This is a genomic window from Rhodococcus sp. 105337 (assembly GCF_012844225.1).
In the GTDB taxonomy this organism is placed as follows: Bacteria; Actinomycetota; Actinomycetes; order Mycobacteriales; family Mycobacteriaceae; genus Rhodococcus.
In genome coordinates this window covers 376,825-395,667 of the sequence record NZ_JABAGQ010000001.1, presented here as the reverse complement: position 1 = coordinate 395,667, position 18,843 = coordinate 376,825, and the positions used below count along the sequence as shown (strand labels likewise).

Here is an 18,843-nt window from a genome sequence, read left to right as displayed (position 1 = left end):
ACCATCCGGTGCAACGCGAACGGGGCGCCGACACTCTGTCGGCGCCCCGTTCGCGTTGTACCCGGGATTACTCGCTGCAGACCTTCCACTCGTCGCCGACGAGCGCGAGATCGAAGGTGCGGTCGGTGACATCCGCCGGGCTGCGCGTCGTGTGCGCGGTGACCTGGGCGATGGCTGTGCTGTCCGTGATCTGGATGCGGTCGACGCTCGTCACCACCGGGATCGAGCCCTCCTGCACCGCGAGGTCGTGGATGCTGTCGAACTCCACCGGATCGACCGACGAATAGAAGTCGGCGAGCGACCCGCAGGTGGACGCGCGCAGCGTCTCGAGATCCCCGTCGGCAAGGCCCTGCACGAACGTACCGATGCTCGCCCGGATACGGCTCTCGGGACTGTTGTCCGAACGGTTCTGCAGGAAGACGGCGAGCGCGACGGCTGCCACCACCGCCACGAGAACGATCACCCCGATGCCGGCAGCGATCCTCCTGCGCCTGCGGTCGTTGTCCCCGGACGGAGGAATCCGCGTCGGGGAGGGCTGCAGTTCGACCGGTGCCGGTTCGGGACGCACAGGCTGTGGCTGAGCGCTTCGGGGCGGAATGCGCGCCGGAGGCGGCTTCGGAACGTGCGCGGTGACCGGGATCTGCACCGTCGGGGCATCCGCCGCGTCGGGAGCCGGCGCGGGATCCGGTGCCGGCCGCGAGGGTTTCTCGACGTCGCCGGCTCCCGGCGCGCGGTCGCCTTCCGGTACAACCTGGGAGAATCGCTCGGTCGGCGGGTCTTCGACGGTCACCTTGTGCTCGGCGGGCGGGGTTTCCTCGACGGGAGGCTCTTGCTCCGCGGGAGGCGCGTGTTCGGTCGAAGGCGTCTGCTCGGCGGCCGGGGTTTCCTCGACAACCGGGGTTTCCTCGGCGGGGGCTTTGTCGACGGGCGGGGTTTCCTCGACGGCCGACGGCTTCTCGGCCGGCGTGGGCTTTTCGGGGACCGTCGGCTCGTCCGCCGCTGCCGTGTCGTCTGCCGCTGCCGCTGCTGTGTCGTCCGCCCCTGCCTTCTCGGACGTGGGGACCTCGGCGGTCTCGGCTTCGGGGGTCGTACCGGGCTCGGCTGGTCCGTCGGCGGTGTCGCCGCGACGCGTCGAGGAATTGTCGTGCGTGGTCGCGGATCCGGCGTCGGTGGACGTCGGCTTGTCGGTCGGTTTCTGGTCGGTGGGGTCTTCGTTGTTCGGATCGGGCACGCGCCTGCACCTCGTTCGACGGATGGGTTTCCCGGGCAGCCTATCGACCGCGGAGGTGAGACGGGCAGAATGGGCCCATGACGTCATTCGGTGATCTTCTCGGACCCCAGCCCACCCTCCTTCCCGGCGACGACGAGGCGGAGTCGGCGCTGCTCAACGGTGAGGACCCGGCGAAGGTCGCGGCCGAGCACCCCACTGCCTCGATCGCATGGGCATATCTGGCGGAAGCCGCACACGAACGCGGCGACACCATTGCCGCCTACGCGTACGCCCGCACCGGTTACCACCGTGGTCTCGACCAACTCCGCCGGAACGGGTGGAAGGGTTACGGTCCCGTTCCCTACAGCCACGAACAGAACCGCGGCTTCCTGCGGTGCGTCGCTGCTCTCGCCACGGCCGCGAAAGCGATCGGCGAGACGGACGAGCACGCACGCTGCCTCGATCTTCTCGAGGACTGCGATCCCCGCGCGGCGGAAGCACTTGGCGTCGAGTAGGCGCTTCCCCTCTCGCGCCGGTGCGCGGGAGCGCCTGAAGTCGTCCGGCCAACGCCTGCGGTCTTCCGCGCTGCCGATCGTGCAGTGCGCTCTCGCCGCGGGTCTCGCGTGGTGGGTGGCCAAGGACGTCATCCATCACGGGACACCCTTCTTTGCGCCGATCGCGGCGGTGGTGTCACTCGGCCTGTCTCTCGGCGCACGGCTGCGCCGCAGCGTCGAGTTGGTGTGCGGTGTCACCGTGGGGATCGGTGTCGGTGACCTGATCGTCTCGCTGATCGGATCCGGACCGTGGCAGATCGCGCTGGTCGTCGCCATGGCGATGGCCACGGCGGTCGCGCTCAACAGCGGCCCGATCTTTGCGATCCAGGCGGGTAACTCGGCCGTGCTGGTCGCGACGCTCCTCCCGCCCGGTGAAGCGGGTGGGTTCGATCGAATGGTCGACGCGCTCGTGGGGGGTCTGGTGGGGATCGCGGTAGTTGCACTGGTCCCCACCCACCCGGTGCGCCGCGCGCGTCGCAACGCCGCCGAGATTCTCGGGACCGCCGCGGATGTTCTGCGCAAAGTAGAAGCCGGACTGGTCGAAAACAATCCGAAGCCGATCGAGGAGGCGCTTCGACAGGCCCGCGCGACCCAGCAGGCCATCGATGCGATGCGGACGCATATCAAGGGTGGCCGGGAAATCAGCCGGATTTCGCCGTTGTATTGGAACAGCCGGAAGCGCCTCGCGGTGCTGACGGCCGCGGCAGACCCGATCGACCATGCGATGCGCAACGTTCGGGTGCTCGCCCGGCGGTCGCTCACCCTCGTGCGCGACGACGAGATCCTCGATCCCCGGCTGGTCTCGCAGTTCGACCAACTGGCAGACGCGGTCGACGTGCTCCGCGAGATGGTTCTCGCAGAGCCGGGGGACCAGCCCGACCAAGCCGCGGCCGCGAGAGTGCTGCGCCGTGTGGCGAAGAGGATGAGCCCCGACCTCGTCGAGGGAGCGGGTGTGTCGGCGACGGTGGTCTTCGCGCAGATGCGCTCGTTGCTCGTCGACTTGTTGCAGGTAGCCGGGCTCAAACGCATCTCGGCGATCGCGACGTTGCCTCCTACTGTCGAGCGGCCCGCCTACGAACCGGAGTCCTGACTCACCCCGGTGGACCTAGCCGTTGAATACATGCGCATTCATGCATACGATGGCCGGGACCCCGGAAGGAGGGCCATGGGCTCCGGTCACGGACATTCACACGGCGTAGGCCACGGACACGGCGGCAGCGCAGGGCCGTCTCCGACGATCATCAAGCGGATGGCGATCGCACTCGGCATCCTGCTGGCCTTCCTCGTGCTCGAGGCCGGTGTCGGACTGTGGATCGGGTCGCTCGCACTGCTCGCCGATGCGGGGCACATGCTCACCGACGTCGTCGGTGTCGCGATGGGGCTGGTCGCGCTGGTGCTCGCGCGCCGGGGGAGCGCCGCTGCGGCCCGCACCTTCGGGTGGCACCGTGCCGAGGTACTCACCGCGATGGTCAACGCCGTCCTGCTGCTCGGCGTTGCGGGCTGGGTCTTCTACGAGGCGATCGGCCGTATCGGCGACTCGCCCGAAGTGCCGGGACTGCCGATGATCCTCACCGCGCTGGCAGGTCTCATCGCGAACCTCGTCGTGATGGCGATGCTGCGCACCGATGTCGAGGACAGCCTCGCCGTGCGCGGCGCCTACACGGAGGTGCTCGCCGATACGGTCGGCAGCGTCGGCGTTCTCGTCGCGGGAGGTCTGGTACTCGTGTTCGGGTGGACCCTCGCCGACGTCGTCGTCGGCGTCCTGATTTCCCTGTGGGTGATCCCTCGCGCGTTGCGTCTCGCGGCGGCATCGCTGCGGATCCTCACCCAGGCCTCGCCCGCCCACCTCGATGTCGAGGCGCTGCGCCTGGATCTCGCGGCGCTGCCGGGGGTGTGCGGAGTACACGACCTGCATGTGTGGACGCTGACCACCGGCATGGACGTCGCGACTGTGCACCTCGTGAGCGACCACGATCCCCAGTGGATCCTCGATTCGGCGCGCACCACCTTGTCGTCGCACGGCCTCGAGCACGCGACCGTGCAGGTCGAGGGAACGGTCGACGGCCGGCGTTGCGAGCAGGACGTGACCTGGTAGCGATTCATCCCAACCGCAGGTTCCAGCGACCGTCCCTCCCGTCGAGGCGGGTTACAGCGAGGGGACGGACATCGACGCGCCAGAACGCCGACGCGGGCGCACCGAGCGCGCACAGCGTCGCTGCCCGCACCACAGCGGCGTGCGTCACCGCGACGATGCGTTCCGGCGAATCCATCAGTGACGTGAGCCAGGTGCCCGCACGCACGATCAGGTCGTGGATGGACTCTCCTCCGTGCGGGGCGGATTCCGGATCGCCGAGCCATACAGCGAGACCCGATTCGGGGACCTCTTCCATCGTCCTGCCGGTCCACCGCCCGAAATCCAGGTCGCGTAGTAGTGGTTCCACGGCTGCGGACAGGCCCAGTGCTGCCGCCGTTTCGATTGTCCGTAGTTCCGGCGCAGTGAGTGCGCGGTCGGTGACCGGCGCAGTTGCCCTCGTCAGTTCCCGTCGTCCTCGGTCGGAGACGGGCTCGTCGCTGGGAAAGGCAACGACGCGTTGCGCCTCGGTGGACGCATGGGAGATCAGAAACAGGCGGGGCACGAGAGCCATTCTCGCGCACTCTTGACAGGATGTGTCGGTGATGCCAAGGTACCCCGGTACGCATGTGCCGAGGTGTAGGCAATCCGGTGGGATACCGGAGCGGTCGCGCCACTGTAACCGAGAGCATTACCTCTTTCGGAAGCCAGAAAACTCCCTCGGCGCATGGCTTTCGGATGGGACGCGAAATCCCAGGAGGTTGCCGTGGTTGTTCTTACCCATGCCCGGGTGACAGGTTGAACTCGCGTTCTCGTGCGGTCGCCGCGATCATCGTGGTCACGTTCCGGACGGCACTCGGACGGGCTTTCACGTTCCTGACCGAGCGCGCGCCGCGCCGCCTCGTGGTCACGGCGTGGTGAGCACGGCGTGCGGTCTGCTGGTTGCCGGGACGACCTCGGACGCCGGAAAGTCGGTGGTCACCGCCGGGATCTGTCGCGCACTATCGCGGCGCGGTCTGACGGTCGCGCCGTACAAGGCGCAGAACATGTCCAACAACTCCATGGTCACGATCGACCCCGACACCGGTGCGGGTGTCGAAATCGGCCGTGCGCAATGGGTTCAGGCGATCGCCGCCCGCGTGACTCCGGAACCGGCCATGAATCCGGTACTCCTCAAACCCGGCAGCGACCGTCGCAGCCACGTAGTGGTGCTGGGACAACCGGCGGGAACTCTCGAAGCTGGTGAATTCGCGGGTGGCCGTCAGCACCTCGCCGACGCGGCATTCTCGGCACTGGACGACCTCCGCGCCAGGTTCGACGTGGTCGTGTGCGAGGGTGCGGGCAGTGCCGCCGAGATCAATCTCCGTGCGCACGATTACGTCAATATGGGTCTGGCGCAACACGGCTCACTTCCGACGATTCTCGTCGGTGACATCGACCGCGGTGGGGTCTTCGCGTCGATGTACGGCACGCTCGCGCTCCTCGATGCCGCCGATCAGCAGCTGGTACGCGGCTTCGTGATCAACAAGTTCCGCGGCGATGCCGCTCTGCTGAAACCGGGCCTGGACTCGTTGTCGGCGCTGACCGGACGGCCGGTGCTCGGGGTGCTGCCGTGGCAGCGCGATCTGTGGCTGGACTCCGAGGATTCCCTCGCATTGACATCGCGTCCGAGCCACCCCGGCGACGGTGCGCTCACCATCGCTGTCGTGATGTTGCCGCGCATCAGTAATTTCACCGATGTCGACGCCTTGTGCCTCGAACCGGATGTACGAGTGCGGTTCGTCGACGATCCGCGCACGCTCGCGGGCGCGGATGTCGTGATCGTGCCCGGTACTCGCGCGACACTCGCAGACCTTGCCTGGCTCCGTGCGCGTGGCCTCGACAGGGCCATCGTCGACCATGCACAGCGGGGCGGCTCGGTTCTGGGCATCTGTGGGGGATTCCAGATGCTCGGCCATGACATCGTCGACCCCCACGGCATCGAAGGAACGCCGGGTGCGCGGGCCCGAGGGCTCGGACTACTCGCTGTGAGAACGGAATTCGGCCGCCGTAAAGTGCTGCGGCTACCGGCCGGCTCGGCGCTCGGAGCAGAGGCGACGGGCTACGAGATCCATCACGGACGCATCTGTGCCGGTGGCGACGACGAGTTCCTCGGTGGTGCCCGGCGAGGCAACGTGTTCGGCACCATGTGGCACGGCACCCTGGAGGGCGACGCACTGCGCGCGGCGTGGTTACACGAGGTTGCCGCCGCGGCAGGCCGCGAGGTGCACACGGGCGCAGTGAATTTCGCCGCACAACGCGAGGCGCGGCTCGACGTCCTCGCCGACATGATCGACGAGCACATCGACGTCGATGGGCTGCTCTCGATGATGAGGGACCGCCCCACGCTGCCGACCTTGACGGGAGCATTGGCATGACGGTGCTTGTCCTCGGTGGCACCGGCGAGGCCCGTGCACTCGCACAGCTGTTGTGCGACAACGGAGTCGATGTCGTGTCCTCGCTCGCCGGGCGAGTGCGCAACCCACGCCTGCCTGCCGGAGCAGTGCGTATCGGCGGGTTCGGCGGGGCCTCCGGGCTCGAAGCGTACCTGCGCACCCACGGTGTCGACGCGGTCGTCGACGCGACCCATCCTTTCGCGGAGGGTATCAGCGCCAACGCGGCCGAAGCCTGCCGCGCCGCGAGAATCCCGTTGGTGCGCTTGCAGCGTCCTGGATGGACCGACGACACCGGTGGATGGATCCGGGTGGCCTGCCACGACGAGGCCGCTCGAGTCGCGGCCGGTGGATCCGGTGTCTTTCTGACTACGGGCCGTCAGACGCTCGATCGTTTCGTCGAACCGCTCGGGAAGCACCGGGTGGTGGTGCGGATCGTCGACCCGCTCGACGGCGAGTTCCCTCCCGACTGGACAGTGGTGCACGCTCGCGGCCCGTACACCTTCGACAGTGAACGCACGCTGATGCGGGAATACGACGTGGATACGCTGGTCACCAAGGATTCCGGGGGCGATCTCACGCGAGCGAAGCTCGACGCAGCTGCTGACCTCGGCGTGCGGGTGATCATGGTGAACCGGCCCGTGGGGCCGCCCGGCGTGCGCACCGTGGCGACCGTGGGCGACGCGGTCGCTTGGGTCCTCGAACCGCCGGTCTCTCGGATCTGAGTTCCCGGACTTTTCTTCCCTTCCGCGGCGTGGCTCGCGTCGGGTGCGTGGGCCTGTTGCCGTGGCGTGCACCGCTGCGCAATGCCGCTGCCCGGAACGTCCCGTGGGACGAGTTCCGGCCGCGACCGTCAACGACGTCTGCGCACCGCGACCCGCACGGCGACGGCCGGTGCAACGGTCGAGACGAGTGCTCCCGCACCTACCCGTGCTGCGAGACGCGCGGTTCTCGCGATATCCGCCGGGGCGGGTGCCGGGCCGTCGCCCAGGGTCCCGCGATCCTCGACGACCCCGTGATAGACGTTCGCTCCCCCGAGCGTGATTCCGAGCGCCCCGGCAAAAGCCGCCTCGACGGGACCCGCGTTCGGACTCGGATGCTTGTGCGCGTCGCGCCGCCATGCTCGGAGTGCCGCGACGGGACGCCCGCCCAGCGCCGCGGCCAGCAGTGCGGTCAGCCGAGCCGGGACGAGGTTGAGTACATCGTCGAACCGCGCCGATGCCCACCCGAATCGTTCCAGGCGGGGAGTGCGGTGCCCGACCCGGGCGTCCAGCGTATTCGCGGCGCGATAGCCGAGCAGCCCGGCCGGACCGAGAACCGCTCCCCACACGAGCGGTGCCACGACGGCGTCCGAGGTGTTCTCGGCGACGGATTCGATTGTCGCGCGGGCGATGTCGTCAGCGTCGAGCTGGGAGGGGTCGCGGCCGACGAGATGCGTGACCTGCACCCGTGCCGCGGCGAGGTCGCCGCGGCTCAACTGGTCGTCCAGGGCGCCCGCCTCGGCACCGAGGGATCGGCCCCCGAGCACCACCCATGTGGCGACGGCGACGACCGCGGTGTTGAGCAGAGGGCGCGAGCGGGTCACCCGGTCGGCCGTCCAGCCCAGTAGCCCGGTGGAGCCGACGAGCACCATCGTGAATGCGACTCCGGCGCTGCGGTTGTCGGCATACATTGTGCGTTCGACCGACCGCGCGACTTTTCCGAACCCGCTCACGGGATGCCACCGCCGCGGATCACCGAAAACCTGGTCGGCGAGGTACCCCAGCACCAGCCCTGCTGCCCTCATCGGATCGATCTCCACGCATCGAGCAGTGCGGCGGTGGTGGCGCGGTCGCGTACGGCGATCCGCACCCACTGCTCGCCGAGCCCGGGGAATGTGTCGCCGCGACGCACGGCGAAGCCCCTCGCGCGCAACTGCTCCCGAGTATCGGTGGGCACGGGTACCAGCACGAACGGCCCGGCGGGAGCGCCGGACACCGTCAGGCCCGCGTCGCCCAGCGCCTCGACGAGTGCGGCTCGGTCGGCGGCGACCTCCCGCGCGATCGTCTCGGCCTCCGACGTGGCGCGTGCCGACGCGCACGCGATCATCGCCGCCGCGGCAGGGGTCGACACCGACCACGGAGGTTGCTGCGCCGCGAGATCCGCGATCACGTCGGAGGCTCCGACGACATACCCCGCCCGGATGCCGGGAATCGCCCAGGTTTTCGTCAGCGAACGGATCACCAGCAAACCGGAATCCCGCTCGCCCACAAGCGACTCTGCCTCTCCGGCAACAGCGTCCATGAAAGCTTCGTCGACCACCACGACACGTCCCGGCCGGAGCAGTGCCCGCAGCGTCCCGGCGGGGTGCAGTACCGACGTCGGGTTCGTGGGATTGCCGACCACGACGAGATCCGCATCGTCGGGCACGGCACGGGGATCGAGGACGAAGCCGTCACCGGCGCGCAGGATCACCCGCCGCACGTCGTGCCCGGCCGCGGCGAGTGCCGCCTCCGGCTCGGTGAACTGCGGATGCACGACCACCGGGGCACGCCATGTCCGTGCACGTGCGATGAGAGTGAAGGCTTCGGCACCACCCGCGGTGGGCAGTACCTCGTCGATGGTTCGGCCGTGCCGGTCGGCGAGCGCGGACCGGGCGGCCCCCGGGTCCGGGTAGCGGTCCAGATCCTCGAGGGACGCGCGCAGTGCCTCGTCCAGCCACGCGGGACGAGGCCGTGTCGAGACGTTGACGGCGAGGTCGACAAGTCCCGGGGTTGCTTCGCGATCGCCGTGGTGGTGCAGGTCGGGGGCGCGCAGGCGGGGTCGCGGCGGCGGTGCCGGCACAGGTGTCGCGACGCGGGCAGCCTCGGCGAACCGCTGCGCGAGTTGCGGGTGACCCGCCCAGTGGGTGTGCAGGTAGGAGGCGTGCAGCGTGGCAGTCGCGACACCGTCGGGCCGCCCGTTGAGCAACCAGCCGGGGGCAGTGCCGGGCTCGACGACGGTGCGATGGAACTCGTGTCCGGTGACGCGGGTGCCGGCGGTGGCCAGCAGGCTGTCGGTCGTGGCGATCGCGGTGCGGTAGCCCAGGGTCAGTCGGGAGGTCATCCGCGCGGACGCATCGAGCGCACCGACCATCTCGGCGCCGTCGACGTCGCGGCACAAGTACAGCAGACCGGCGCATTCGGCGACGGTCGGTACACCGGCGGTGATCGCAGACCGGAGATGGTCACGCAGAGGCGCATTCGCGGAGAGATCCGCGGCGTGGACCTCCGGGAATCCGCCACCCAGATAGATTCCGGTGGTGCCGTCCGGAAGCTTCTCGTCGCGCAAGGGATCGAAGGTGACGGTGCGGCATCCGGCGGCCCGCAGCAGTTCTTCGGTTTCGGTGTAGCGGAAGGTGAAGGCGCGGCCCCCCGCAATCGCGACGACCGGACCGGCCTCGCCGTGGGACACCGACGTGCCGCGGGACACCGACTCGCCGGGCTCCCACGACCGGCCGTGCACATCCGGTGCCGTCCGCGCGATCCGTACGAGTTCGGCAAGGTCGATGTGTTCCGCGATCCGGTCGGCGAGCCGATCGAGTTGCCCGGCCGCCTCCGCGCGCTCGTCGGCGGGTATCAGGCCCAGGTGCCGGGAGGGAGCCGAGATTCCGTCGTCGCGGTGCAGTACCCCGAGCACCGGGATGCCGGTGGGCTCCAGCGCCGCGATCACCTCGTCCGAATGACGCTGGGAGCCGGCCTTGTTCAAGATCACCCCCGCGATGCGGGTCCCGCGGTCGTACGACGCCATGCCGTGCACGATCGCCGCGATCGACCGCGATGCGTGCGACACGTCGACGACGAGGATCACCGGCGCGGTCAGCAACGACGCGACGTGTGAGGTCGACGCGAAACCGTCGGTGCCGAGCATTCCGTCGTACAACCCCATGACGCCCTCGACCACCGCGATGTCGGCGCCTGCAGCACCGTGCAGGAGCAGCGGTGCCACGAGATCTTCGCCGACGAGATGCGGATCGAGGTTGCGGCCGGGACGTCCCGTCGCCAGTGCGTGGTAGCCGGGGTCGATGTAGTCGGGGCCGATCTTGTGTCCCGAGACCACCATTCCGGTGCGCCGCAGGGCGGCCATCAGCCCTGCGGACACGGTGGTCTTACCGTGCCCGGAGGCCGGCGCGGCGACGACGAGGCGGGGAAGGGCTACCACTGGTTTGCTCTCACCACTCGATTCCCCGCTGGCCCTTCTGGCCCGCGTCCATGGGGTGCTTGATCTTCGTCATCTCCGTGACGAGGTCGGCGATGTCGAGCAGTTTCGGGTCGGCGCGACGTCCCGTGATCATGACGTGCTGGTGCCCGGTGCGGTGGGAGAGGGTATCGACGACCTCGTCGAGGTCGATCCAACCCCAGTTGATCGGATAGGTGAACTCGTCGAGCACATACAATCCGTGCTGCTCCGCGGCCAGACGTCGCTGGATCTCGCGCCACCCTGCGAGTGCATCGGCGGCATGGTCCTCGTCGCTGCCCTCCTTGCGCGACCACGACCAGCCCGAGCCCATCTTGTGCCATTCGATCGGACCGCCCGTGCCACGCTCGGTGTGCAATTCGCCGAGGGTTTCGAACGCGGTCTGCTCACCGAGTCGCCACTTGGCGGACTTGACGAACTGGAACACCGCGACCGACCAGCCCTGGTTCCAGCCGCGCAGGGCAAGCCCGAATGCAGCCGTCGACTTCCCTTTGCCGTCACCGGTGTTGACCATGAGCAGTGGACGGTTGCGCCGTTGGCGGGTGGTGAGCCCGTCGTCGGGCACGATGTCGGGTTGTCCCTTCGGCATCAGGCGGCCCTTCCTCGAACGATTCCGGTGAGTGCGTCGGCGTGCACATCGCCGACATGCACGTATTCGGCTCCGAGTCGCTCGGCGAGCCGCCCCGCCAGTCCCATGCGGAACCGGCCCGTTTCGGAGTCGACGACTACCGCGGAGATTCTCTGTGCTGCAATCACCTCTGCCGCCGCGAGGGACCTGTTCACGGCATTCTCGCCGGACGTGGCGCGACCGTCGGTGACGACGACGAGCAACGCGCGCCGATCCGGGTCGCGCAACCGGTGCCGCCGAACGGTCTCGGCGGATTCGATCAACCCCTCCGCGAGCGGTGTGCGTCCGCCGGCGGGAAGGTCGCGAAGGCGTGCGGCGGCCACGTCCACCGAACTCGTGGGAGGGAGAGCGAGACTCGCGGCGGACCCCCGGAAGGTGACCAGGCCGACGGTGTCGCGGCGGCGGTACGCGTCGAGCAGCAACGACAGGATCGCGGTCTTCACCTGGGTCATACGCTGTTTCGCGGCCATCGACCCGGAGGCGTCGACGCACAGGAGCACCAGGTTTGCCTCGCGACCCTCGATCACCTTGCGTCGCAGTTCCCGAAGCCCGCCCGGCCCGGCTTCCTGCCCGCCCGAACGGGAGCGGGCATTCGCGCGGATAGTCGCGGGGAGATGGATCGGGCCGGAATCGCCGCGATGCTCACCGACCGTGCGCCCGGTGGTGGTGCGTGCCCGTGAACGCCGGCCCGGCGCGCCGCGCCCGGTGCCGTTCGCGGTGAACAGCCGGGTGCGGTACGGATCGCCGGGGGCGGACACCGCGGTGGGTGCGGGGGCGGACTTCCGCTCCGACTTCGTCTCGGGGGCCGCGGAATCTGCTTCGGAGGATGCAGTATCCGCGTCGCCGCCCGCCGGACCGGACGGATCGGGTGCGCCGCCACCGTCGGGTCCGCGACCGTCGGGTCCGCGACCGTCGGGTCCGCCATCGTCGGGACCGCCGTCGGGATCTTCGTCGGGCGCGGTGTTGCCGAGTAGTTCGTCGAGCAGATCCTCGTCCATCCCCGGCGAGTCGAAGGGAGTGCGGCGGCGGCGGTGCGGCAGCGCGAGTTTCGCCGCGACCGCGATGTCCTCGCGGGTCACCTCACTGCGGCCTTCCCAGGCTGCGTGCGCCACGGCAGTTTTCGCGGTCACCAGATCGGCACGCATGCCGTCGACGTCGAACGCAGCGCACACCTCCGCGATCGCGACCAGCGCAGCATCACCGAGCTGAACCTGCGGCATCCTGTGGCGCGCATCGACGATGCGCTCGGAAAGCGCGGCTTCGGCATCGGCCCACTGCGCGGTGAATGCGGCGGGGTCGGCGTCGAATGACAGGCGACGGCGGATGATCTCGGCACGCAACTGCGGATCACGTGGCGCCGCCACGTCGACCGTCAGGCCGAACCGGTCCAGTAGCTGCGGTCGCAGTTCGCCTTCCTCGGGATTCATGGTGCCGACCAGCACGAATCGTGCGGCATGGGTGACGGACACCCCGTCGCGTTCGACTGTGGAACGCCCCATCGCAGCGGCATCGAGCAGCAGATCGACGAGATGGTCGTGCAGGAGGTTCACTTCGTCGACGTACAGCACGCCGCGATGCGCGAGCGCGAGGAGGCCGGGTTCGTATTCCGCAGTGCCCGCCGACAACGCTTTCTGCAGGTGCAGCGAACCGGTCACCCGGTCCTCGGTGGCGCCCACCGGCAGTTCGACGAGGCGCGCCGGACGACGCCGTACGGGCGCGTCCGTCGGGTGCGGTCCGTCGGGGCAGGCTGGGTCGACCGACCGGGGATCACACGCGAAGCGGCAGCCCTCGACCTCGCCTACCGGCGGCAACAGTGCGGCCTGCGCCCGGACCATCGTCGATTTCGCGGTGCCCTTCTCGCCGCGCACGAGCACGCCGCCGATCTCCGGCGACACTGCGCACAGCGTCAGGGCGAGCGCCAGATCGTCTGAACCGACGACGGCGCTGAACGGATACACGTGCACTACTCGACCCTCCACAGGCTCCCGCTGGGACGTACTCTTCGGCAGCTGAATCGAAGGCCGGTATTCGGACTTCCCGGTCGGACATCGTGCGATCGCCTTCCCGGACCGATGGTCCAGTGGCTGCGCGTACGCGCATGATCGACGACTCCCGGGTCACCGCAGCGGGCCTGTGCCGGATTCTCACCGGCTTCCCGATTATCCCCGTGAGGGGCACCTTCGATTGTCTTGCCGTGGCCGAGTGTATCCACACCGCCCTGCACTATGGTTCACCGCCATGGGTTCTTCGATCACCGTGGTCGGAATCGGCGCCGACGGCTGGGCCGGCGTCGTGCCGGCCGCGCGGGCACACGTTCTGGGCGCCGACGTCCTGCTCGGCGGACGTCGGCATCTTGCGTCGGTGCCGGTCTCCGGCGCGATCCGCGAGCCGTGGCCGTCCCCGCTGCTCGCGGGTCTCGACGACGTGCTCGCCCGCTATGCCGGGCGGTCGATCGTTGCGCTCGCGTCGGGTGATCCGCTGGTGTCCGGAATCGGATCGACGTTGATCCGGAGGCTCGGCCGCGACGCGGTGCACGTGATTCCGGCGGTGTCGTCGGTCGCACTGGCCCGTGCCCGGATGGGATGGGTTGCGGAGGATTGCGAGACCGTCACTCTCGTCGGCCGGAACGTCGACACGTTGCGCCGGTACCTGTCTCGTGATCGACGGCTGATCGTGCTGACCTCGGATGCATCGAGCCTCGATGTGGTTGCGCGACTGCTCGTCGACGAAGGATTCGGTGCCGCACGGGTGACGATCCTGTCGAATCTCGGTAGCGAGGCCGACGAGTCGCGCCGGGCGGGCACGGCGCGGGAGTTCGTCGGTGTGCCGGGCGGTGATCTGAGTCTTCTGTGCATCGAATGTGCGGGAGCCGAGGGCAACTCGACGATCCCTGGGCTTCCCGACGAGTGTTTCGAACACGACGGTCAGCTCAGCAAACGACCCATCCGGGTCGCAGCGGTCTGCGCGCTCGCGCCGAAACCCGGACAGTTGTTGTGGGACGTCGGAGCCGGTGCCGGATCGGTGGGAATCGAATGGGCGCGCACCGATCCGAGTTGCCGGACGATCGCGCTCGAGCGGAACCCCTCCCGCGCGAAGACGGTCGAGCGCAACGCCTCCCGGCTCGGGGTACCGACCTCGGTGCGTGTACTGCTCGGTGGGGCACCGGAGGCGTTGTCGGGACTCGAGACGCCGGACGCGATCTTCGTCGGTGGCGGTGGTAGTCGAGCCGGAGTGCTCGACGCGTGCTGGAATGCGCTGCGCGAGGGTGGTCGTCTCGTGGCTCACTCCGTGACCCTCGAGACGGAGGCCGTGCTCGTGGAGTGGTGGAAGACGTACGGCGGTGAGCTGACCCGGTTGTCGGTCGAACAGGCCGCGCCTATAGGAACATTCACCGGGTGGCAAGCACTGCGCCCGGTGGTGCAGTGGTCCATTGTGAAAGGTGGTAAATGACCGTCCATTTCGTAGGATCCGGGCCCGGTGCGGCCGACCTGCTGACGCTGCGTGCGGCCGAGCTGCTGCGGCACGCGCCGGTGGTGTTGTACGCGGGTACCTACCTCGACGACGAGATCCTCGCGCACTGCGCCGACGATGCCGAACTCGTGGACACCCAGCACCTGGACCTCGATCGAATCACCGAGCATCTCGTCGATGCACACCGCCGCGGCCTCGACGCGGTGCGGTTGTGTTCGGGCGACCCGTCGCTGTACTCGGCGCTCACCGAGCAGACCCGGCGGCTCGACGCGGCCGGAGTGCCGTGGGACGTCACTCCGGGCGTGCCCGCGTATGCGGCGGCAGCGGCCACCCTCGGTGTTGAACTCACGGTGCCGGAACTGGCGCAGACCGTCGTGCTCACCCGTACGCAGGCGCGGTCGACCGCGATGCCCGACACCGAGACCCTCGCCCGTGTCGCGGGTCTGCGCGCCAGTCTGGTTCTGCACCTGGCGATCACCAGGGTGCGGGTTCTCGCGGAGGAGCTGAGTGCGGAGTACGGAACCGACTGCCCGGCTGCTGTCGTGGCCTTCGCGTCACGCCCCGACGAGTTGGTGCTCCGCGGCACGCTCGCGGACATCGCGGACCGGGTCGAGCAGGCCGGGTTGAAGCACACCGCGGTGATTCTCGTGGGTAGGGCGCTCGGTGTCCGGGAGCAGTCCGACGTGGCGTGCTCGCATCTCTACGACCCGGCGCGCCCTCGCCACGTGTAGCGGTCGTCACCGAACCGATCGTGCGGTCCACACCGCCCCGGCTGCCGTCACCGTGGTTCCCGCAGCACCGATGATGAGCAGGCACTTCATGTCGATGCTCGCCGGATCGAGCTTCTCGAGCGTGGTGACATCGAGCGATTCTCCCGAGCGGCCCACGTCGCGTCCCACCACGACGACAGTGTCGCCCGGGCGGTGCCGCAGCAGTACGGCCTTGGCGTCGGCGACCTGCGTCGTGCGTGAGCGAGACGCCGGGTTGTATATACCCAGCACGAGGTCGGCTTCGGCGACAGCGACCAGACGGCGTTCGATCACCTCCCACGGCTTGAGCCGGTCGGACAGGCTCATCACCGCGAAATCCGCTCCGATCGGTGCACCGGCGCGGGCCGCGACCGCCTGCACCGCGGATACACCGGGAAGTACCCGGATCGGTACGGAGTCGTATTTGTCGTCGCGAGCGGCCTCGAACACTGCCGACGCCATGCCGAAGATCCCGGCGTCGCCACCGGAGACCACGGCAACCTTCTCTCCGGCCAGCGCGAGATCGAGAGCGAACCGGGCGCGATCGATCTCCACAGTGTTTCCGGTCGAATGCCGTTGCAGGCCTGCACGAACCGGTACCCGGTCCACGTACGGCCCGTATCCGACGACGTGGTCCACGGACGCGAGCGCATCGGACGCTTCCGGTGTCAGCCACTTCTCGCCGGCGGGACCCAAACCGATCACCAGAACCTCGTGGGCGCACACAGGTTCCGGTCTCGTGTCGATTGCCGGACGGGACCGGTCCGCGATGCCGACGTTTCGGGGCGCCCGGTCGCCGGGTGCCAGGATCACCGAGAAGTACGGCACGTCGGCCGGATCGACATCGGTAACAGGTGCGATCCGCTGACCGTCCATCGACGCGCGCTCGACGTATACGGCGTCGGCGAGCCGACCCGACTGCGCGAGCGCGTTGCGGACTGCGGGAAAGGTGCGGCCCAGCTTCATGATCACGGCGCCGTCGGTGTCGGCGAGCCGACGTGCCAGTTCCGGTTCCGGCAGCGTTCCCGGCAGAATCGTCAGGACATCGGTACGTCGCACCAGCGGTTCCGCCGCCGCGGCCGCCGCTGCGGAGAACGATGTCACTCCCGGCACCACCTCGGCGTCGTAGCGGGTCGCGAGTCGATCGTGGAGGTACATGTAGGAGCCGTAGAACAACGGGTCGCCCTCGCACAGCACCACCACGGTCCGGCCCGCATCGAGGTGCACGGCCAATCGGGCCGCCGACTCGTCGTAGAAGTCGGCGATCGCGCCGTCGTATCCGCCCGGGTGGTCGACGGTGCCGGTCGTCACCGGGTACACCAGACGTTCCTCGAGCGCACCGTCCGGGATGAGGTCGGCCGCAATCGCACGCGCAATCGACCGGCCGTGTGTTCCCGAGTAGTAGGCGACCACGTCGGCGTCGCCGATCAGTCGCGCAGCCTTGCGGGTGATGAGTTCGGGATCGCCGGGGCCCAGGCCTACGCCGAAGATTCTTCCGGGAGTGTCCGCTGTAGAGGTCATTCCGCTTCCTGAGCCAGTGCGTTGAGTGCGGACGATGCCATCGCCGAGCCGCCGCGTCGTCCCCGAACCACCAGGTGCGGGATCTGCAGACCGTGTTCGATCAGCGCGTCCTTGGATTCGGCGGCACCGATGAAACCGACCGGCACCCCGACGATTGCGGCGGGTCGGGGCGCGCCGGCATCGAGCATCTCCAGCAGGTGGAAGAGGGCGGTGGGAGCGTTGCCGATCGCGACGACGGCGCCGTCGAGCCGGTCGGCCCACAGTGACACCGCCGCCGCAGACCGAGTGGTACCCCAGCGTTCGGCGAGACCCGGAACCCGCGGATCACGCAACAGGCACAGCACCTCGTTGTCGGCGGGCAGGCGGGTGCGGGTGACACCGGAGGCAACCATGTTCGCGTCGGTGAGAACAGGCGCCCCGGCGTCGAGTGCCCGACGGGCTGCCGAGACCAGATCGGGATGGATCACCAGATCTCGGGCGAGATCGGTCTGCCCACTCGCGTGGATCATCCGTACCGCGACCTTCTCCGCGTCCGCGGGAATCGCGGCGAGATCGGACTCGGCCCGGATCGTCGCGAACGAGCGTACGTAGATCTCGGCACCGTCGGTTTCGTACTCGTACCGACGGGGTGGTGGGGATTCGATCACGGCTGGCTCCTGTTACGTCGGACTGCAGGCGAAGACGAGGGAGTGAGGGGAGTGCGGTGCGCCGCAAGAGCGTTCGCAGCCGACGACATGCACAGCGCGATCCGGGAGGGGTGACGCAGCGACGCGGTGTGCGAGTGCTCGGGTGTTTCCACCGGCGAGGTTACACCCGGGTGCCCCCGTGCACGCGGTGACCCGTCTCCACGGCGAATCGTCGTCGAGCACGAACCCGACGGCGGCCAGGTCGGCCGGATCGCTGTCACCGGGGAGGACGAGTCCACGCCACGGTGTGACGATCACGCCTCGGGCCGGCAGCGCGGCGACCATCGGCGGGGTGAGTATCCCCAGCGGAACAAGCACCGACACCGCGGTACCGAGGACGCCGTACGGCATCGCGGCAGGCGGTGCCGGGGGAGCGGTTGAACCGCCGCCGATTTCGCGTCCGGCCCCGGGAAGTTGCCGCACGTGCCACCGCGTCGCCCGTACCTCGACGAACCGCAGTGCCGTCTCGATCATGGCGTCGACGACGTCCGGCAGCGGCAGGGTCGGACCGGACAGATCTCCGACGGTGAGCCGTGCGCTGCGGGCATCGACCGCGACCGCGGCGAGGTCGCACCGTAGCGCCGCAACATCGCCGCGGCCGTCGTCGAGGCCGAACAGGAACCTGCCGGGCAGGTCGGTGAGCGCAGGTTCCCGGCACAGTGCCTCGTCGAGCGCACCGATGAGCGGCCGGATGTCGGCGAGCCCGCCGAACCGTCCGGACAGCGGCGACGCGACGATGTTCCGCACGCGTTCGTGGGACGCCGACGGCAGGAACCCGGCACCGGAGACCGCCTGCACGAGTCCTTCCGGAACGGCCCCGTTTTCGTCGATAGAAATGCCTCTGATCTGCACGTTTCCGCGCGAGGTGAGGTGAAGGTCGCCGTCCGCGAACTGCCCGGCCGCGGCCGACAACCGGTGCACACCACCGTCCGGCACCCGGCCGCCCGGCGAACGCAGTCGCACCAGCGCACCGTCGGCTGCGAGATGCGGACGCAGCACCCCGGGGCACCGATCCGGTGCGAAGGTTTCGGGAGGAAGGTCGGCCATGAGCGCACATGGTTGCACACGCGGAGAAAACCGTGCGCTACTCTCGGTTTGCCGTGGTGCTCGGGAAGTCGGTGAAAAACCGACGCGGCCCTCGCCACTGTGAGCGGGTAGTTGTTCGCCCTCGTCCGTACCGGTCCGCCGGTGCGGAGACCACTGGAGCCAGCTCCGGGAAGGTCGGCCGAGCAGCGTCGATCCGTCAGCCAGGAGACCGGCCACGGCACGCGAGGTCCACGAGGGTTTTGGAGACTGAACATGGCTT

17 protein-coding genes and 3 riboswitches are annotated in these 18,843 nt (G+C 69.0%); of the genes, 8 read left to right on the top strand and 9 right to left on the bottom strand.

All coding sequences use genetic code 11. The annotated features are described in order from the left end of the window. Positions 1-67: 67 nt before the first annotated feature. A complete protein-coding gene (locus HF886_RS01950) occupies positions 68-1,231 on the bottom strand; it encodes a hypothetical protein (protein WP_169651390.1) in 1,164 nt (387 codons plus the stop codon). Between the two features lie 77 nt (positions 1,232-1,308). Between HF886_RS01950 and HF886_RS01945 the strand changes: the two genes are divergently transcribed. The 3 genes from HF886_RS01945 (at position 1,309) to HF886_RS01935 (ending at position 3,859) form a co-directional block, all read left to right on the top strand. Next, positions 1,309-1,725, top strand: coding sequence for a DUF3151 domain-containing protein (locus HF886_RS01945; protein WP_169651389.1), 417 nt, complete (start codon positions 1,309-1,311; stop codon positions 1,723-1,725). Further along, a complete protein-coding gene (locus tag HF886_RS01940; RefSeq protein ID WP_169651388.1) occupies positions 1,712-2,854 on the top strand; it encodes an FUSC family protein in 1,143 nt (380 codons plus the stop codon). Before HF886_RS01945 ends, HF886_RS01940 begins: the two co-directional genes overlap by 14 nt. A gap of 75 nt (positions 2,855-2,929) precedes the next feature. Further along, on the top strand, positions 2,930-3,859 hold the full coding sequence (locus HF886_RS01935) for a cation diffusion facilitator family transporter (protein WP_169619056.1): 930 nt from the start codon (positions 2,930-2,932) through the stop codon (positions 3,857-3,859). A 4-nt stretch (positions 3,860-3,863) separates the two neighbouring features. On the opposite strand, the gene HF886_RS01930 is transcribed toward HF886_RS01935, so the two are convergent. After that, complete coding sequence (locus HF886_RS01930; protein ID WP_169619058.1) at positions 3,864-4,409, bottom strand: histidine phosphatase family protein; 546 nt, start codon at positions 4,407-4,409, stop codon at positions 3,864-3,866. 19 nt (positions 4,410-4,428) lie between these two features. Then, a riboswitch (cobalamin riboswitch) is annotated at positions 4,429-4,574 on the top strand. 59 nt (positions 4,575-4,633) lie between these two features. Between HF886_RS01930 and HF886_RS21210 the strand changes: the two genes are divergently transcribed. Genes HF886_RS21210 through HF886_RS01920 form a run of 3 tightly spaced genes read left to right on the top strand, consistent with a single transcriptional unit; the run spans position 4,634 to position 6,992 of the window. Continuing rightward, positions 4,634-4,756 (top strand): hypothetical protein, encoded by a 123-nt coding sequence (locus HF886_RS21210; protein WP_277351015.1) that lies wholly within the window; start codon positions 4,634-4,636, stop codon positions 4,754-4,756. Then, positions 4,753-6,252, top strand: coding sequence for a cobyric acid synthase (locus tag HF886_RS01925; RefSeq protein ID WP_169651585.1), 1,500 nt, complete (start codon positions 4,753-4,755; stop codon positions 6,250-6,252). Before HF886_RS21210 ends, HF886_RS01925 begins: the two co-directional genes overlap by 4 nt. Beyond that, a complete protein-coding gene (locus HF886_RS01920) occupies positions 6,249-6,992 on the top strand; it encodes a cobalt-precorrin-6A reductase (RefSeq protein ID WP_169619060.1) in 744 nt (247 codons plus the stop codon). Before HF886_RS01925 ends, HF886_RS01920 begins: the two co-directional genes overlap by 4 nt. A gap of 128 nt (positions 6,993-7,120) precedes the next feature. On the opposite strand, the gene HF886_RS01915 is transcribed toward HF886_RS01920, so the two are convergent. Genes HF886_RS01915 through HF886_RS01900 form a run of 4 tightly spaced genes read right to left on the bottom strand, consistent with a single transcriptional unit; the run spans position 7,121 to position 13,074 of the window. Beyond that, complete coding sequence (locus tag HF886_RS01915; RefSeq protein ID WP_169651387.1) at positions 7,121-8,053, bottom strand: cobalamin biosynthesis protein; 933 nt, start codon at positions 8,051-8,053, stop codon at positions 7,121-7,123. Then, positions 8,050-10,446 carry a cobyrinate a,c-diamide synthase gene (locus tag HF886_RS21335; protein ID WP_169651386.1) on the bottom strand — a complete coding sequence of 799 codons (2,397 nt, stop codon included), beginning with the start codon at positions 10,444-10,446 and terminating at the stop codon, positions 8,050-8,052. Before HF886_RS21335 ends, HF886_RS01915 begins: the two co-directional genes overlap by 4 nt. A gap of 10 nt (positions 10,447-10,456) precedes the next feature. Beyond that, positions 10,457-11,071: a cob(I)yrinic acid a,c-diamide adenosyltransferase gene (gene cobO / locus HF886_RS01905; RefSeq protein WP_169619066.1), complete on the bottom strand. Its 615-nt coding sequence runs from the start codon at positions 11,069-11,071 to the stop codon at positions 10,457-10,459. Further along, positions 11,071-13,074 (bottom strand): magnesium chelatase subunit D family protein, encoded by a 2,004-nt coding sequence (locus HF886_RS01900; protein WP_169651385.1) that lies wholly within the window; start codon positions 13,072-13,074, stop codon positions 11,071-11,073. Before HF886_RS01900 ends, cobO begins: the two co-directional genes overlap by 1 nt. Before the next feature lie 37 nt (positions 13,075-13,111). Continuing rightward, a riboswitch (cobalamin riboswitch) is annotated at positions 13,112-13,307 on the bottom strand. A 41-nt stretch (positions 13,308-13,348) separates the two neighbouring features. Here HF886_RS01900 and cbiE point away from each other — a divergent pair. Both cbiE and HF886_RS01890 read left to right on the top strand, forming a co-directional pair. Continuing rightward, the gene (gene cbiE, locus HF886_RS01895; protein WP_169619070.1) at positions 13,349-14,560 is read left to right on the top strand and encodes a precorrin-6y C5,15-methyltransferase (decarboxylating) subunit CbiE; all 1,212 of its coding nucleotides are present in this window, start codon (positions 13,349-13,351) and stop codon (positions 14,558-14,560) included. Beyond that, complete coding sequence (locus tag HF886_RS01890; protein WP_169651384.1) at positions 14,557-15,312, top strand: SAM-dependent methyltransferase; 756 nt, start codon at positions 14,557-14,559, stop codon at positions 15,310-15,312. The genes cbiE and HF886_RS01890 overlap by 4 nt, the downstream gene beginning before the upstream one ends. Positions 15,313-15,318: 6 nt before the next feature. Here HF886_RS01890 and HF886_RS01885 read toward each other — a convergent pair whose 3' ends face one another. From HF886_RS01885 to HF886_RS01875, 3 genes are read right to left on the bottom strand one after another with little or no spacing between them, the layout of a single operon-like run. Beyond that, positions 15,319-16,851 carry a precorrin-2 C(20)-methyltransferase gene (locus HF886_RS01885; protein WP_169619074.1) on the bottom strand — a complete coding sequence of 511 codons (1,533 nt, stop codon included), beginning with the start codon at positions 16,849-16,851 and terminating at the stop codon, positions 15,319-15,321. Continuing rightward, on the bottom strand, positions 16,848-17,498 hold the full coding sequence (locus HF886_RS01880; protein WP_169651383.1) for a precorrin-8X methylmutase: 651 nt from the start codon (positions 17,496-17,498) through the stop codon (positions 16,848-16,850). The genes HF886_RS01885 and HF886_RS01880 overlap by 4 nt, the downstream gene beginning before the upstream one ends. Before the next feature lie 12 nt (positions 17,499-17,510). After that, positions 17,511-18,584, bottom strand: a complete 1,074-nt coding sequence (locus HF886_RS01875) for a cobalamin biosynthesis protein CobG (RefSeq protein WP_169619078.1) — start codon at positions 18,582-18,584, stop codon at positions 17,511-17,513. Between the two features lie 27 nt (positions 18,585-18,611). After that, positions 18,612-18,816, top strand: a riboswitch (cobalamin riboswitch). Positions 18,817-18,843: the final 27 nt, after the last annotated feature.